The 14365-nt window shown below is 43.7% G+C and carries 16 protein-coding genes and 10 tRNA genes; 7 read left to right on the forward strand and 19 right to left on the reverse strand.

Annotated elements, in window-relative coordinates; genetic code table 11:
* Nucleotides 1–12: 12 nt before the first annotated feature.
* Nucleotides 13–705 carry a PspA/IM30 family protein gene (locus NG798_RS00975; protein ID WP_261219927.1) on the reverse strand — a complete coding sequence of 231 codons (693 nt, stop codon included), beginning with the start codon at nucleotides 703–705 and terminating at the stop codon, nucleotides 13–15.
* Between the two features lie 570 nt (nucleotides 706–1275).
* On the opposite strand from NG798_RS00975, the gene NG798_RS00980 reads away from it, so the two are divergent.
* From NG798_RS00980 to NG798_RS00990, 3 genes are all read left to right on the forward strand, one after another.
* The gene (locus tag NG798_RS00980; protein ID WP_261219929.1) at nucleotides 1276–1416 is read left to right on the forward strand and encodes a hypothetical protein; all 141 of its coding nucleotides are present in this window, start codon (nucleotides 1276–1278) and stop codon (nucleotides 1414–1416) included.
* Between the two features lie 212 nt (nucleotides 1417–1628).
* Complete coding sequence (locus tag NG798_RS00985) at nucleotides 1629–1910, forward strand: DUF5340 domain-containing protein (protein WP_261219930.1); 282 nt, start codon at nucleotides 1629–1631, stop codon at nucleotides 1908–1910.
* A 53-nt stretch (nucleotides 1911–1963) separates the two neighbouring features.
* Nucleotides 1964–3115, forward strand: a complete 1152-nt coding sequence (locus NG798_RS00990; RefSeq protein WP_261219931.1) for an alanine--glyoxylate aminotransferase family protein — start codon at nucleotides 1964–1966, stop codon at nucleotides 3113–3115.
* Between the two features lie 240 nt (nucleotides 3116–3355).
* On the opposite strand, the gene NG798_RS00995 is transcribed toward NG798_RS00990, so the two are convergent.
* The 15 genes from NG798_RS00995 to NG798_RS01065 form a co-directional block, all read right to left on the reverse strand.
* Nucleotides 3356–3547, reverse strand: a complete 192-nt coding sequence (locus NG798_RS00995) for a DUF2949 domain-containing protein (protein ID WP_261219933.1) — start codon at nucleotides 3545–3547, stop codon at nucleotides 3356–3358.
* Nucleotides 3548–4406: 859 nt separating this feature from the next.
* A complete protein-coding gene (locus NG798_RS01000; RefSeq protein ID WP_261219935.1) occupies nucleotides 4407–4937 on the reverse strand; it encodes a DUF192 domain-containing protein in 531 nt (176 codons plus the stop codon).
* Nucleotides 4938–4956: 19 nt separating this feature from the next.
* Nucleotides 4957–5652: a response regulator transcription factor NblR gene (nblR, locus tag NG798_RS01005; RefSeq protein WP_261219937.1), complete on the reverse strand. Its 696-nt coding sequence runs from the start codon at nucleotides 5650–5652 to the stop codon at nucleotides 4957–4959.
* 139 nt (nucleotides 5653–5791) lie between these two features.
* Nucleotides 5792–6019, reverse strand: coding sequence for an exodeoxyribonuclease VII small subunit (xseB, locus tag NG798_RS01010; RefSeq protein ID WP_261219939.1), 228 nt, complete (start codon nucleotides 6017–6019; stop codon nucleotides 5792–5794).
* A 346-nt stretch (nucleotides 6020–6365) separates the two neighbouring features.
* A tRNA-His gene (locus NG798_RS01015) sits at nucleotides 6366–6439 on the reverse strand.
* Between the two features lie 32 nt (nucleotides 6440–6471).
* Nucleotides 6472–6546, reverse strand: a tRNA-Leu gene (locus NG798_RS01020).
* A 4-nt stretch (nucleotides 6547–6550) separates the two neighbouring features.
* Nucleotides 6551–6624, reverse strand: a tRNA-Pro gene (locus tag NG798_RS01025).
* A 132-nt stretch (nucleotides 6625–6756) separates the two neighbouring features.
* Nucleotides 6757–6835 (reverse strand) — tRNA-Leu (locus NG798_RS01030).
* 4 nt (nucleotides 6836–6839) lie between these two features.
* Nucleotides 6840–6912 (reverse strand) — tRNA-Gln (locus NG798_RS01035).
* An 8-nt stretch (nucleotides 6913–6920) separates the two neighbouring features.
* A tRNA-Asn gene (locus NG798_RS01040) sits at nucleotides 6921–6992 on the reverse strand.
* Between the two features lie 7 nt (nucleotides 6993–6999).
* Nucleotides 7000–7073, reverse strand: a tRNA-Phe gene (locus NG798_RS01045).
* Nucleotides 7074–7220: 147 nt separating this feature from the next.
* Nucleotides 7221–7295, reverse strand: a tRNA-Met gene (locus NG798_RS01050).
* Nucleotides 7296–7305: 10 nt separating this feature from the next.
* Nucleotides 7306–7378, reverse strand: a tRNA-Cys gene (locus tag NG798_RS01055).
* A gap of 13 nt (nucleotides 7379–7391) precedes the next feature.
* Nucleotides 7392–7466 (reverse strand) — tRNA-Asp (locus tag NG798_RS01060).
* A 342-nt stretch (nucleotides 7467–7808) separates the two neighbouring features.
* Nucleotides 7809–8963: an FAD-dependent oxidoreductase gene (locus NG798_RS01065; RefSeq protein WP_261219940.1), complete on the reverse strand. Its 1155-nt coding sequence runs from the start codon at nucleotides 8961–8963 to the stop codon at nucleotides 7809–7811.
* A 297-nt stretch (nucleotides 8964–9260) separates the two neighbouring features.
* On the opposite strand from NG798_RS01065, the gene NG798_RS01070 reads away from it, so the two are divergent.
* The 4 genes from NG798_RS01070 (at nucleotide 9261) to NG798_RS01085 (ending at nucleotide 11575) form a co-directional block, all read left to right on the forward strand.
* Entirely contained in the window at nucleotides 9261–9557 is a 297-nt protein-coding gene (locus tag NG798_RS01070; RefSeq protein WP_261219942.1) for a DUF6464 family protein, read from the forward strand.
* A gap of 190 nt (nucleotides 9558–9747) precedes the next feature.
* Nucleotides 9748–10116, forward strand: coding sequence for a 50S ribosomal protein L21 (gene rplU / locus NG798_RS01075; RefSeq protein WP_261219943.1), 369 nt, complete (start codon nucleotides 9748–9750; stop codon nucleotides 10114–10116).
* Nucleotides 10117–10223: 107 nt separating this feature from the next.
* Nucleotides 10224–10499, forward strand: a complete 276-nt coding sequence (gene rpmA / locus NG798_RS01080; protein WP_261219944.1) for a 50S ribosomal protein L27 — start codon at nucleotides 10224–10226, stop codon at nucleotides 10497–10499.
* A gap of 587 nt (nucleotides 10500–11086) precedes the next feature.
* Nucleotides 11087–11575 (forward strand): GNAT family N-acetyltransferase, encoded by a 489-nt coding sequence (locus tag NG798_RS01085; protein ID WP_261219945.1) that lies wholly within the window; start codon nucleotides 11087–11089, stop codon nucleotides 11573–11575.
* Here NG798_RS01085 and NG798_RS01090 read toward each other — a convergent pair.
* The 3 genes from NG798_RS01090 to prmC form a co-directional block, all read right to left on the reverse strand.
* Nucleotides 11487–12464 (reverse strand): sensor histidine kinase KdpD, encoded by a 978-nt coding sequence (locus NG798_RS01090; RefSeq protein WP_261219947.1) that lies wholly within the window; start codon nucleotides 12462–12464, stop codon nucleotides 11487–11489. The genes NG798_RS01085 and NG798_RS01090 overlap by 89 nt on opposite strands.
* Nucleotides 12465–12669: 205 nt before the next feature.
* The gene (locus NG798_RS01095; protein ID WP_261219949.1) at nucleotides 12670–13251 is read right to left on the reverse strand and encodes an L-threonylcarbamoyladenylate synthase; all 582 of its coding nucleotides are present in this window, start codon (nucleotides 13249–13251) and stop codon (nucleotides 12670–12672) included.
* 143 nt (nucleotides 13252–13394) lie between these two features.
* Nucleotides 13395–14288, reverse strand: coding sequence for a peptide chain release factor N(5)-glutamine methyltransferase (gene prmC / locus NG798_RS01100; protein WP_261219951.1), 894 nt, complete (start codon nucleotides 14286–14288; stop codon nucleotides 13395–13397).
* Between the last annotated feature and the right edge of the window lie 77 nt (nucleotides 14289–14365).

Here is a 14365-nt window from a genome sequence, read left to right on the forward strand (position 1 = left end):
CATGAGAAAACCTCAAACAGTAGGAGGCAGCTTTTGGGGCTGAGAACTTTTCAGCATTTGGCCTTTCAACTCAGCCAGTTGAGCATCTACATCACTGGAAGCTTCAAGAGAAGCAAATTGTTTTTCCATAGTATCCTCACCGAGATCAGCAATTGCTTGGGAACGAGCCTCAAGTTGCAAGACCTTTTCTTCCATACGCTCAAAAGCATTAACCGTACCGCCGGCAGTGATTTGGCCCACCAATTCGTTTAACTTTTCCGAGGCGATAGCAGAACGAGCGCGAGCAATATACATATCTTTTTTGGTTTTAGCATCAGCAATTTTGCTTTCCAGCAGGCGCATATTTTGCTTTAGCTGGTTGACAATCACACTTTGCTGATCGATTTGCCCCGCAAGAGCTTGTGCCGTTTCTTGGTAAGTTTTGCGGCGGCTGAGAGCTTCTCTTGCCAGGTGTTCATCACCTTTTTGGAGAGCCAGTTGAGCGCGGCGATACCATTCTTCGGCAGTCGATTGAGTTTGAGTGTATTGACGTTCGGTGCGTTTTTGGCTGGCGATGGCACCGGCCACAGCTTGCCGCAATTGTACCAAGTCTTCTTGCAGATCCATAACAGCCTGTTCGAGTATTTTTTCTGGGTCTTCAGCAGCGCTAACCAGACTGTTAAAATTAGCGCGAATCACCCGCACGATTCGGTCAAATAACCCCATAAATCCAATCTCCCAACCTGCTTATGTTTAGTCTACCTATTTTGATGCGAGATTAAAAAACGGGCCTTGATTGGCCAGTTCAAGTTTTAAAGTTCTACCTTCTTGCAAACCTCTTTTTCAATTGCTGCCATTTCTCTCTCTAGGTGAGGGGGGCGCGCCGTGTCTAGTCTGGATGATTCGGTTAAACTTGATTTGATTGTCTTGGAGTAAAGCCGGTGCTATCGTGGTATCAACTTTTCCCCAGCAATCCACCCCCAAAGCGGCGGGCTTAAATCTGCATTTTCTTTTTTGCTTTGAGAGCGTTGTACTCGTTTCCGTGCAACCTCTGGGAATTGCCACGCTAAATCTTGACGTAGCCGGTGTTTTTGTTCTTGGCTTAGTTTAGCTTTTCTTGGCTTTTTAGAAGGTGTTAGGCTGTTAGCCTGATAGCGATTGATAGCTTGATAGTATTTGTCTGCTATAAGCTGTAGCTACTGTTTGGCATAAATTCCGCTTTGTTTAAAAATTTTAAAATCATCCAGTTTACATCCTAATTTTTGATAAAAAACCCTCCAACCCACAAAACTTGAATTGACAGACAAAATCATCAAACAGATAAACACCCTCGACAATTTATATTGTCTTGATTTGATTAGGCGAACGATTAAAGCAGAAATTGTCATTAAGTCTGATTGGCTAGATTCTGATCAGTTATTCAACGATTTAGAGTGAGCATTGGTTGACATCTCGACCTTGGGGAGAATCTATTGGCTCACCGGCACCCGTAGAGCAAACTTTTGTTCTTGTTGGGGATTTCTTTTAGCAAAAAGGATAAAAAGTTGGGTGGTTGATGTGGTAAGTTGTGGTAAACTACCGATACGGTGAACGCTGGGCTATGCTTAAACTTGATTGGGGTTCAATTTTTTTGAGGTAAATCAGCTTTGATGGAACCGATTCCCCTTCCTTCTCATATTCATTACGAACTGCTACTACAATTGCTAGAGCGTCAGACGATTTTTGCAGTGTCGCAAAAGCCATCGCAGCGAGAGCAAGTACAGCAGTTAATCGCAACACTCCGCAAAGCTTTGGCGCAACAAAAGCACTTAGAAGAAAGCTGTGAGCGAGAAAATCTGCCGGTAGAGTACCGTTGGTCACTTAATGAAGGTAATGGAAAGTCTGGTTCTTCTTTGAATTCCCCAAATGTGCACCCAACACCGCCGGTGTGAAAAAATGTCAATTGACAGCAAACAAGTAAGAATTTTCTGAGAAAAAACGGATCATGGACGATAAGTTAATGTTAATGATTCCTGGCCCGACGCCGGTGCCGGAACAAGCTTTACTCGCTTTATCAAAACACCCAATAGGCCATAGAAGCGGTGATTTTAGTAAGATCATGGCTGAGGTGACGCAAAATTTAAAGTGGCTTCATCAAACCCAAAATGATGTGCTGTGTCTGACGGTAAGTGGCACCGGCGCGATGGAAGCGGGAATTATTAATTTTCTGAGTCCGGGTGATCGCGTGTTGGTGGGTACTAATGGTAAGTTTGGCGAACGCTGGGCAGAAGTTTGTACGGCTTATAATTTGAATGTGGAGACGGTGACAACCGAGTGGGGTAAAGCGCTTGATCCTGAAAAAATCCGCGAAAAGTTAGAGGCGGATAAAAATAAGGAAATTAAGGCGGTTATTGTTACTCACAGCGAAACTTCAACGGGTGTGATTAATGATTTAGAAACCATTAATCGCTATGTTAAAGAACATGGGGAAGCGTTAATTATTGTTGATGCTGTGACAAGTTTAGGTGCAGTAAATGTACCTATTGACACATGGGGGCTAGATGTAGTATGTTCTGGCTCTCAAAAAGGCTACATGATTCCGCCTGGTTTGGGATTTGTGGCGGTGAGTGCAAAGGCGTGGGAAGCTTATAAAACGGCGAAATTACCCCGATATTATTTAGATTTGGGCAAATATCGCAAGGATGCTGCTAAAAATACAACGCCCTTTACTCCGCCGGTGAATTTGTTTTTTGCCCTGCAAGCCACTTTGCAAATGATGCAAAAAGAAGGCTTGGAAAATATTTTTGCCCGTCACCAGCGCTTGATGAATGCCACAAGAGAAGCGGTTAAGGCGTTGAATTTGCCTTTATATGGCCCGGATGAGTCGGCTAGTCCAGCTATTACGGCGGTGGCGCCGGTGGGTGTGGATGCCGAACAAGTGCGCGCTACTATGAAAAAGCAATTTGATATTGTTTTGGCCGGTGGGCAGGATCATTTGAAGGGTAAGGTTTTCCGTATCGGCCATTTGGGTTTTGTCAGCGAACGCGATATCTTAACGGCGATTGGTGCTTTGGAAGCTACGCTGGTTGAGCTTGGCGGTAATGGTTTTACTTCGGGTGCCGGTGTTGCGGCGGCGGCTAAGGTTTTTGCGGAGTGATTCGGCATTTCTAGTTTAACGGGCACCGGAGAGGGCAGACAGCTTTTCACCGGCTCTACCTCGTCTCTTAATCAGGGCGAGAGAGGAAAAGCCTTGTAAAGAAAAAAGTTAACATCAAAAAAGCGGGCTGAAAATCAGTACCGCTCTTTTTTTTGTAATATCCCTGAAGCCTTTTTGTCCAGGGAATTTTGATTTGCCGTTGGTATTTGTCACTGCAATCAATTGACATAAATTCCATTCCTATGCTGTTTCCAGCCAGTCGTAGATACGTTCTAATTGTTCCATTGTCACTAAACCATATTGCCAGAGAATCATGGGCAGTGGGCCTGGATCTTGTTCCCTATGGCGTAAGGCAATTTTCAGCGAAGGCGCGGAAATAGCTAAATCTTCTTGTAAAAATCGCAGAAATTGAGAAAAAGTTGCTGGTGCCATTTAAGAGTTCACTCCTCGGTTAAATTCAATTTTGTTCCATTAACACCGTGCTTAATCGTGGTTAGTGGTCAGTACGTTATCTGTCTGGTGGTTTTTTTGACGACAAAAGGCCGTAAGCTTGTTGCAAAGCTTGACTGGATCTGCTTGGGGGGTTTTCTTCCTTGTGCAGACTTTTGTGCCGGTTGCAAAACCTCTACAAACTTAATTGCTGAACATCAGCTAAAGTTTGCGGCTGTTAATTCATAGTGCATTACTAGGGGGGATCAACGACATCTGTACAATTACAGATTTTTGTCCTACTCCCTCATGCCGTCTCAGCCTTTATACTGAGACCTGAATTATCTCGATTTGTTACGCACAACCACCTTTTTTTTGCGTTGCAGCGCTTTCTACTCTTTTGGAGTAGTTTATGGGCTTTATGCGATGCTTTGATTCTCACACCAAAAAAGCATTTCTCACCAGCATTATCGGGTTCCGGCCTTCTCTGACTTTCCAATCTTTCTTAAGGTTGAGGGCCGGCCTCAATCTTAAGCTTTGATTGTAACGTAACGTCTCCTGCTGCATCAAATCTCAGTGTAATACAAACATACTAAGTTTTGTGCTACAGCAGGGAAAACTTTTTTCCCGAAAGCTGTGCCGTTTTTTTATCGGCAACGCGCAAGTATTCAGACAGAGTAACAAATCACTGTCGCAGTGTACAGAGCTACACATTATAAAATTCTTATGATTTTTATCTAAATTGGCAGGTTGTTTAGCCTTTACCTAAATTACAGCTACAAATGGAATCCTTAGAGAGCAACACCCGACAGTATTTTAGCCTCTAAAATCCTAGCATCTAAAATCTAAAAGTCTAGGGCGGTTATCTGGGTTTTTTTTGATCTAAAAATTCGATAGTAATACGGTTGCCGGTTTTTAAGCCGAGTTCGGCAGTTCGTCCAGCCCGCACTTCAATAACTTGATCTATGGAAATTTGATCGGGTGGGCCATAAGTAGGGCAAGACATTGTTGTACAGGGGGGGACGTTTTCAGCAATATATTTGACTTCGCCATCGCGCAGAAAAATCATGTCTAGGGGAATGAGGGTGTTTTTCATCCAAAACATGACTGGCCGGGGTGGATTAAAACTAAATAGCATCCCCCGGTTGTCTGGTAATGAACGCCTAAACATTAACCCCATTGCTTGCTGTTCGGGGGTTTCGGTGACTTCTAACTCGAAAATTTCACCGGCTATTGTTGCTTTTGCTGAAATTGGCAAGTCTTGAGGTTGTGGTGTTTGTGCTTGGGCAGTAGGGGTGGGGGTGGCCGTTTCTGGAATAGTGGATGTGGCTGGCTGGCTGCATCCCATCAATAAAATACTTATGGCGATGGCAAATAAATTATTTTTTCTCATTGGTCAATCGACTAATTTTTTATGTTTCTCGCAGGACGTAGCCGACACCCCGGACTGTTTGAATAAGGCGTTTTTGAGTCTCATCTTCTATTTTGAGGCGCAAATACCGAATGTACACTTCAATAACATTCGATTCTCCCATGAAATCATAGCCCCAGACGTTCTCTAAAATTTGATCGCGGGTGAGAACTTCGCGGGGATGTTCCATTAAAAATTTTAACAGTTCAAATTCTTTCATGGTGAGTTCAATGGTGCGTCCGTTTCGCAAGGCGCGGCGCGTTGCTAACTCTAGTACCAAGTCGCCAAATCTTAATTGCTCTGTTGGACTGGTTTCTGGCTGTAAATAAATACGCACTAAGCGTAAAAAGTCTTCGCTACGATAGGGTTTAAGAAAGTAATCGTCTGCACCGGCCTCTAAACAAGCCACGCGATCTTCTATCGTATCCCGCGCCATTAATAATACCACCGGCGCACGGTTGCCTTTTGTGCGTAATTGGGCGCATAATTCTATACCCGATTCACCGGCCAGCATTCGGTCAATTATAATTAGGGCCGGTTGTAGTTCAATGGCTTTGTCTAGGCCGGTTTTGGAGTCGGTGGCAAGCACCGGCTCATAGCCTGATTCTTTTAAGTCTAGGCTAACCTGGTGTGCTAATACTGGGTCGCTTTCGATGAAGAGAACACTGGGATTTCTCTCTAGGGTGACGTTGCTCATAAGCTTTATCGTTTCCCCGGCATATTTACTTATCTCTCTTTTTTACCATGTCTCGGTTCCTCTCATTGCTCGGCTTCTGCTTTTGGTTCCGGGTTTATTTCGAGGTTTTCATAACATATAATTTTAATTTTGTCAAGTCTTAAAAATCTAATTCCTCCGCCAAGGTTTCGACACTGATAGTTAGTTGTTGTTGTTTTTCGGTGAGAAAATCTTCGCACTCGTGTAGGTATTGACTGGCAAGGGTAAACGAGTTGAACATTTCGGTCATTTCTAGGTTGCCGGTTTCTATTTTTTGAATAATTTCTTCAATTTTGGCGACTTTGGCTTCATAATTGACGGGGCCGGTTTTTTTAGAGGATTTGTTCATATTTGGGGAATTGAATAAAAAATTGCTTAAAAATTTTCAACTAAGACTAAGTTAGCGCAAAATTTAGAAAACCCTAATTTTGATAATTCTATCAATAAAGCTGCTTTCTGTAAGAATAGCTTTGCCAAAATGAAAAATTTTGATTTGTAGATTGGGGTTTTTTGCTCAACCTAACCTACTCCCAAGGTTTTTTGATTTTTGATTTAAAAATAGACTTTTTGGCTCTAAAAAATCCACCGGGGAGGTACTGCCCCTCCTACCTCAGTCTTATCAGGACTGCGCCTCGCTTTTCGGCTGCCGGTGGATGAGGGTAAAATCGAGAAATCCTACCCCTACAGGTATTGAGGGTGTCTGACGGGACTTGAACCCGCTTTTACTGGTTCCACAAACCAGCGTCTCGACCACTTCGACTTCAGACACCATAGAAAGCAAAAGTTTGGTTTTTCACCAAGTCCCCCTGACTGGATTTGAACCAGCAAAAACACTCGTTCTAAGCGAGTGATGTTTTCCAATTACATCACAGGGGTAAAGTCGGGATGGCAGGATTTGAACCTGCAACCTTCTGGCCCCAAACCAGCCGCGCTACCAAGTTGCGCTACATCCCGTTTATGCTCTTAGTTTGGAAGTTGTTCGCTTGGCGTGTCCTAGGCATACCCACACTTAAAATAAAACAAAATTTAAGTATGCGGAATCTGCCAATTCCAAGCTAAGAGCAAGTGAAAATTTATTGAAAAAATTGGTACTCCTGATGAGATTTGAACTCACACAATAGACTGTTTTTAAGACAGCCGCCTCTACCAATTGGGCTACAGGAGTTTTACTGCCTCGCTAGGACTCGAACCTAGACTGTCTGATCCAAAATCAGATGTGCTGCCAACTTACACCACAAGGCATTAACAGGCTGCCCCAGTAGGACTTGAACCTACAACATCCGCGTTAACAGCGCGTCGCTCTGCCATTGAGCTATAGGGCAATGCCAGTCCCCCAGGTCAGTATCGAACTGACGACCTCTTGTTTTTCAGACAAGCGCTCTCACCAACTGAGCTACCAGGGGATTTTGATATACGGAGAGAGGGATTTGAACTCTTGACGGTTAGTTAAACCGCTCTTTCTTAGCAGGAAACTGCCATTAGCCACTCGGCCACCTCTCCAAAGAATCTGGATTTGAAGCAGCAATGCTCAAATTTACACTACCCCCTGTTGGTGGCACCGGCGGGACTTGCACCCGCAACCTTTAGGGTATGAACCTATTGCTCTGCTTTTGAGCTACGGTGCGATGTCACCAGAGGTCAGAGTGGGATTTGAACCCACGATTTTCGGTTTTGCAGACCGATGCCTTGCCAACTTGGCTACCTGACCCAAAAATAGAGAGCGGGGATAACGGGATTTGAACCCGCGACTTCTCGTTCGACAGACGAGCGCTCTTAGCCAACTAAGCTATACCCCCAGGAATTTAATGGGTTTGTTTGGACGTTTTGACGGTTTGCCGGCCGGTGTTTACAACCCAAGGGGGTATAATACAGGTTTACTACAAGCCGTCTTTGTCCATTATTATTAAATTTTCAAGGTGCTGAGTTTGTAAGGCTTGTGGGATATCGCTTTTGGCTGTTTCCCTTTTGCCTTACTTTTATACTACATAAATACTACAAAAAGTGTCAAGGGGTCTGGCAAAAATTTTTGGGCATCAGCAAAAAAGCCTAAACTTCTTGTTCATCAAGGGTTTAGGCTTTGTAGTACGGAAAAAAAGGGGGAAAGTCTAAAAAAAATTTTTTGTAGTACACCGGCCCGGCTAAAATCCCTTCATAAACCGCCGGTCTATCCAATCTTTCCACCACCACAAGACTTGAGACGGGCCAAAACCCCAGTTTCCGCGCGACGCGATAGCTTCCCCGGTGCCGGTGCCTATTAAGGAGAGATATTGCTTCTGGGGTTGGTATGGCTTTAATGGCTTTGCTTGTAGTACGCAAGCCAAATTTTCATACAATGGCTTACCTTGTCTGACTGCAAAAACTCCCGCCTTGGGTGTTGGACTATTAATAATGCTGGCAATGTCGCCAGCTGCGAATACTTGCGGATGCGAAAGCGATTGTAATTTGTCGTTGACTAAAATAAAACCACGTTCATCTGTCGTTAAACCGGCCTCCTTTAACCATGCCGGTGCCGAAGCTTGAGTTACCCAAAAAACCTCATCACACTCTACCTCTAAGCCTGACTCACAGGAAATAATCTTTTTTTGAGAAGTTTTTTTGATGGCAGAAACCGCTTGATTGAGATGTAGTTGGATACCGCGATTGGTAAGGATATTTGTTAGACACCGGCGCACCCATTGGCTATGAGATGACATGATTTCATCTTGTTTATGCAAAAGATGTAGCGTTAAGTGATGGGGATTTTTAATCAATTTGCCTAAATGCGCCTCAAGGGCTAAAGCTAATTCAACCCCACCGGCACCCCCTCCGACAATTGCTAAATGCCAGTGTTTTTGGGGTTGGGCTAAAATTTCTGTGAGCAATTGCTTCCATTTTTCTAATAATTGCGGCACCGGCTTAGCGCTAATGGCGTATTCTGCTGCACCGGGAACCGAAAGGGTGGCCGGTGTGCTGCCAATATCCACCGACAGAAAATCAAATTTTATCGGCTGACTTTTTGTAGAAAATACGAGATTTTTTTGTAAGTCTAATCCCACCGCTTCGTCAACAATGAAATCAATGCCGGTGGTTTTTGCTAATTTCTCTAAATCAATATGACATTCTTCAAAACTATAAAATCCTGCAATATGCCCTGGTAACATTCCTGAATAGGGCGCGAAACGGGTATTTGAAATTAAAATAATTTCTAGCCCTGGTATGGGTTTGGCCCGCAATTGCTTGAGGACAATCGCATGGGAGTGACCCCCGCCTACGAGGACTAATTGTTTGGCGGTGGATTGGGGTTTTTGTGGCATTTGGGATGCAAAATGAGAAGCGAAGCTGTTAAATTTTAGCCGATAATAATTTTTATGGCAACGCTCTCATAATGGCCTGTTTTTGGTTGCCGAAGTGAGATTTTATGGCAAAAGTCAATCTCTAGGAATATTGACGTTTTTAAGAAAAAACGTTAAGTACAATTGGAGAGGGATTATGACAAACCAAAGAGAGTTTAATCTTTAATACAAGAGGGCTAAAAGAAGCATAAAGGAGGGGAACAGTCAAAAAAGATAACGTTATTATTTGATAAAGAAAAGATTGTTTAGGAAACAGCCGTGTTAGAGATCGTATTGATTTTTACAATTGCTTTAACACCACCCTTGGTGTCTTTGTGGAAATGGCGGCAAACTGAGAGAACAGTAGGAGCAAGACTGTTAGCTGCTAGGCAAAGTGCATCGTTGAGGCGACTTCCCGCAGTGCGAGGCTCCACTGAACTGTATAATCCGGTTTTGATAGCTCAGCAGGTGGGGGATGCGACTTGCCGGTTTAATGCCAGATCGCCTTATATTCGCTGTGCGGTCAATCCTGATGGCCCTTGTGAAGGATGCCGGCATTATCAGAAGCGGGAATAAAATTAAAAGCTTGACAGAAACGACGACAACAAGAAATAATATAAGATTGGCTGTCTAATTTTTTAGCTCGGATCAGGTATGACTTCTAGGGCTATGGCACTAGATTTTATAAGGGGTCAGGCTGGGGCAAAAAGCACAGCAAAAGCGAGGAAACTCTGCTACCTGTACGGCAACACACATTTACGGAACCATGACTTACGCAATTATTGAAACCGGCGGTAAACAAATCCGCGTCGAACCCGGTCGTTTTTACGACATCGAACTGTTGGCTCAAGAAGCTGAGCAAAATGTGACGATTGATAAAGTTTTGCTTGTCCAGCACGAAGACAGCTTGCATATCGGTCAGCCTTTTGTGTCTGGCGCGGTAGTCGAAGGAACGATTTTGCGTCACTTCCGGGGTCGCAAAGTGATTGTTTATAAAATGAAGCCGAAAAAGAAAACCCGCAAAAAACGGGGACACCGGCAAGAAACCACCCGCCTAATGATTAACTCTATTAGCCTCAACGGTACTGCCATTAGCACTGCACCGGCAGCAAGCAGCGAGCCGGCGGCAGAATAGAGGAAAAAGGGTGGCCACCCTAGCCAAAGTAGGCAGGGGGGCAGTACCCCTACTAGGATGGACATTGTGCAACGTCAAAAATTGACAATCCAAGATTAGAGGAAATTATGGCTCATAAGAAAGGTACAGGAAGCACACGCAACGGACGTGACTCTAACGCGCAGCGCTTGGGTGTCAAGCGTTTTGGCGGTCAAGTGGTCAGAGCCGGTAATATTTTGGTGCGTCAGCGCGGCACCAAATTTCACCCTGGTAATAATGTAGGTCGTGGTAGCGATGATACGTTGTTTGCTTTGATCGATGGCGTAGTGACATTTGAGCGCAAAGGCAAAAGCGGTAAAAAAGTCAGCGTCTATGCCGGTGCTGTCGCCGCCGCAGAAGCTTAAAACTGAACAATAGGGGAAAGCGTGGCCAAACCCGTAATCCCCTTTAGAAAAATAGCGCACCTCCAACGGTGCGTTTTTTTGGAAGTTTTTATTTTTGATAGATTTTATACATTTAACTTGCTTAAAAGCTGCTATTTAAATATTTCTGAAAAATCGTCGTTGAGGGGCGTGATTTTGGCAAATAGGTAAATTATGGCTGGGGATTGTAGATTGTAAATATAAAAAAAATTATTGTCGCCCTTGGACTTTCAAGCCGCTTCTAGCTATAAAAAAGCAATTCCTGGCCGCAAATAATGTCAACAAATCCTCACACCAACAGCAAATTAAGCCGCAGAGATATTGAGTGATGGAACCAGAAAAGATAGGATAGGATGAAAATCGGCTAACAAGCCTGTCAGCCTCCGAGATGCTCAGCAGTTTGCGGCCTTTAAAGGTGAACGCAATCGGCAACAGCTTAAGCTCTAGGGAAAAGCTAATTATTGAGAAGATAAAAGAGCCATAAAAAAGCTCAAAAAACCTCAACAATCAAGAGCATCAAAAATGTACGCAACCCAGCCGAAAAGTCTAAATTAATGACACTCGTACAAATGACACAGGACAAATTGGATTGTCGGCATATAAAATTTTGCGATCAAAAAACAAAGGTAGACCTCTACCAACTACAAGACCTTTTTAAACTAGCCGCATTTTGGGCAGCAGACCGTCGCCTTGAGGATTTAAGCCTAGCCATCGCCAACAGCGAACCCGTGATTACCGCTTGGGATACAGATAAAATGATCGGCTTTGCTCGCGCCACATCAGACGGCATTTATAGAGGCACAATTTGGGATGTTGTGATCCACCCAGATTACCAAGGGGCCGGTTTAGGCAGAAAATTAGTTCAAACCGTCTTAAGTCATCCCAAAATGAGCCGAGTTGAGCGTGTATATCTAATGACCAGTTACCAGCAAAAATTTTATGAACGGATTGGTTTTGAAGAAAACAAAACTACAACGATGGTGCTGCATAACCCTCTGCTAGTGAGCCAGGTTTCTGAGGCAGAACACAACGTTGAACTAAGCATCGAAATTGGCTAATTTCAACATTACTTCGCGGCGAAACTGCCGGCACAAGTTCTAATTTTCCATTCATCAATTCCAACAAAATTTGACACATCAACAACGACATTCCGGGTGAAAGTTGGAAACTTGGATTAATGGGCAATTGCGGGGTCGGCAGATGTTTTAATAAATCTATTGGCTCGTTCCAACTTGTTAGTAAACAAGGACTATCAATCATAATTCCAACTTCTCCATCGCCAGAATTTAGAGAGGCGGAAACAGTCAAACTGCCCTCTTTCATCAGCCGCAAATTTTCATCAACCAAACACACCAAAACTTGAATTAACCGGCTGCGGTCTGCTAAAACATAAATAGCCTCTTCAGGCATAAAAATTTGCAATTTCAAATTTCTGTCTTCCGCTTGCAGATGCGTTAAATCTTCCAATTCATCAAAAACCTCAGCCAAAGACACGGGCTGCATTTTCATTTCTTCGGTGCCGTGTTCCGCCTTAGCCACCGAAAGAATATTATCGATTAACTTAACTAACTTTAGCGCTGATTCCGAAGCTTGCTCTAAAAACTCTTTTTCCTCATCAGGACTGTCACAGAGGCCGGTTAAAATTAACTGATGTGTACCAATAATCCCATTCAAAGGCGCTCGCAATTCGTGAGAAATTCTTGCTAAAAAACCGCCTTTAAACTGGCTAATTTGTGATGCCATCAAGTAAGCTACTTGAGTTTGCTTTAATTGCTCTAATACTTGAGATGTGTTGGGAGTAGGCACAGGCGGGGGAGCAGTGGCGCTGAAAGTGCCGGTGGGTGTAGACTTCCAGAGAGATTTTACACCGAAGCCAATTCCTAAGCCAACAGCCCAATATAGCCAATTCGTCCAGTTCATAAGTTTTACCAAAAAGCGAGGAGTCATGCGTTATCCGTTGCGCGTCACAACGAATAACTTATTGATAGCTTATCCTCGCTTATAAAGCACTTATAGCGCTTTGCAATTGTTGGAAAGACAAATCAAACTTCTCCTTGAACCCCTAGAAGCAAAGGAAAATCAAAATCTTACTTTGCTTCCCCTATCGGCAAGGGGACGAGTAGGTTAGGTTTAGTCTTATCATTTAAAAATGCTATAGAATGATTGCCCCTTGACGTAGAATTTCCCAACCGCCCAGCCTCCACTTAACAACCGTAGAAGGAATGCCGGTGGTAGGAGTTGTTTCAAACTCTTGCGGCGATAGAGCAAGCACTTCCAAAAATTCAGCAGCAATTTCTTGTAGGCTAAGCAAAGCAGGCTGTCCGCTTTTGTTTGCACTTGTAGTAGCGAGGGGGCCGGTTTGTTGCAAAATTTGTCGGGCTATAGGACAATTCGGCACTCTAACCCCCAACGTCGTAGGATCAAGGGGGTTCATTTGTGGGGGGACTTTTTCGCTGGCCGGCAATACCAGAGTCAGCGCCCCAGGCCAGTATTTTTTAGCGGTGTTTTGCCAAATTTCCAACTCTTCAGGAGTGCCGGTGACATAGGGCCAGATGTCTTCCGCAAAGCCGGCCATTAAAATTAACGGTTTATCTTGGCCGCGTTGTTTGGCGGCAAAAATTAACTCCGCTTTGTCGGGCCGGCTGGCTAAAGCGGGTACAGTGTCCGTAGGAAAGCTAACTAATTTACCGTCTTTTGCACCGGCAATCAATTCAGGAATGGAAACTAGCGGCATTTTGATATTTCCGAATTTAGATTTTAGATTTTAAAATATAAAATTCACCAAACATAATTTTTACATTCTTAAATCTCCCTGTTTCTCTCTTCATTGGTCGCCAAAAGCCCCCCAGTGGCGCTGGCGTTCGGATTCTTCAATTTTTAATCTCCAATATACGCTAAAGCAAAACGCTCAACACCGGCCAAGTCTTTGATAATGGAAATTCGCTGATAATTTCCTTGTGAGTGGAGTAACTTCGCTACCGTGTCAGCTTGTCCGGCCATCATTTCTATCAGCCAAATACCTCCATTTTGCAAATACTTGGGCGCAGTGTTAATTAAATGGCGAATGCAGTCTAAACCATCTTCCCCACCCGCCAAGGCTAAATGCGGTTCATGTAAGGCAACTTCTGGCTGCAAATCAGGTATCATCCCCGCAGGGATATAGGGAGGATTGGAAACAATACCGCTTAATTTTCCTTGCAGTTCTGCCAGCGGTTCAAACCAAGAACCCTGATAAAACTTTATTCTTTCTGCAAATCCCAATTTTTCCGCATTAGTTTTAGCAATACTTAAAGCTTCGGGGCTGTAGTCAATAGCATGAATTGTAGATTTTGTCAAGCTTTCTGCCAAACCAATAGCAATAGCACCGCTGCCGGTACCCAAATCGGCCCAGTTTCCTTGAAAATTGATGCCCCCAGAAGTTTCAGCCAAGACAATATCAATAATTTGTTCAGTTTCCGGGCGAGGAATAAGAACCGCCTCAGAAACAGTCAGCGAAAAGTTACGCCAATGAGTGATTCCTAGCAAATATTGCACCGGCACCTTTTCGATCAGACGGCGTTGCCACAATTGATTGAGTTCAAAAAAAGGCAAAGAAAGTTTAATTTCCGGTTGATTCTTAAAACTTTCTAAGCGCAAACTAAGACTATCGAGGCCGGCAATTTCTTTAAGTAACCAGTTTAATTCTGATGCAGAAATATTAGCTTTCAAAGAAGCAGCAACAGCCTGATTTCTCCACTGCCAAAGTTCTCTGCCTGAAATAATATGTGTCATTTATCAATAATCAATCGTCATTTGTCAAAAGTCAATTGTCAATGGTCATTTGTGTAAAAATCCCCCCTTTTTTTGAA

It is taken from the genome of Ancylothrix sp. D3o (assembly GCF_025370775.1).
Classification (GTDB): domain Bacteria; phylum Cyanobacteriota; class Cyanobacteriia; order Cyanobacteriales; family Oscillatoriaceae; genus Ancylothrix.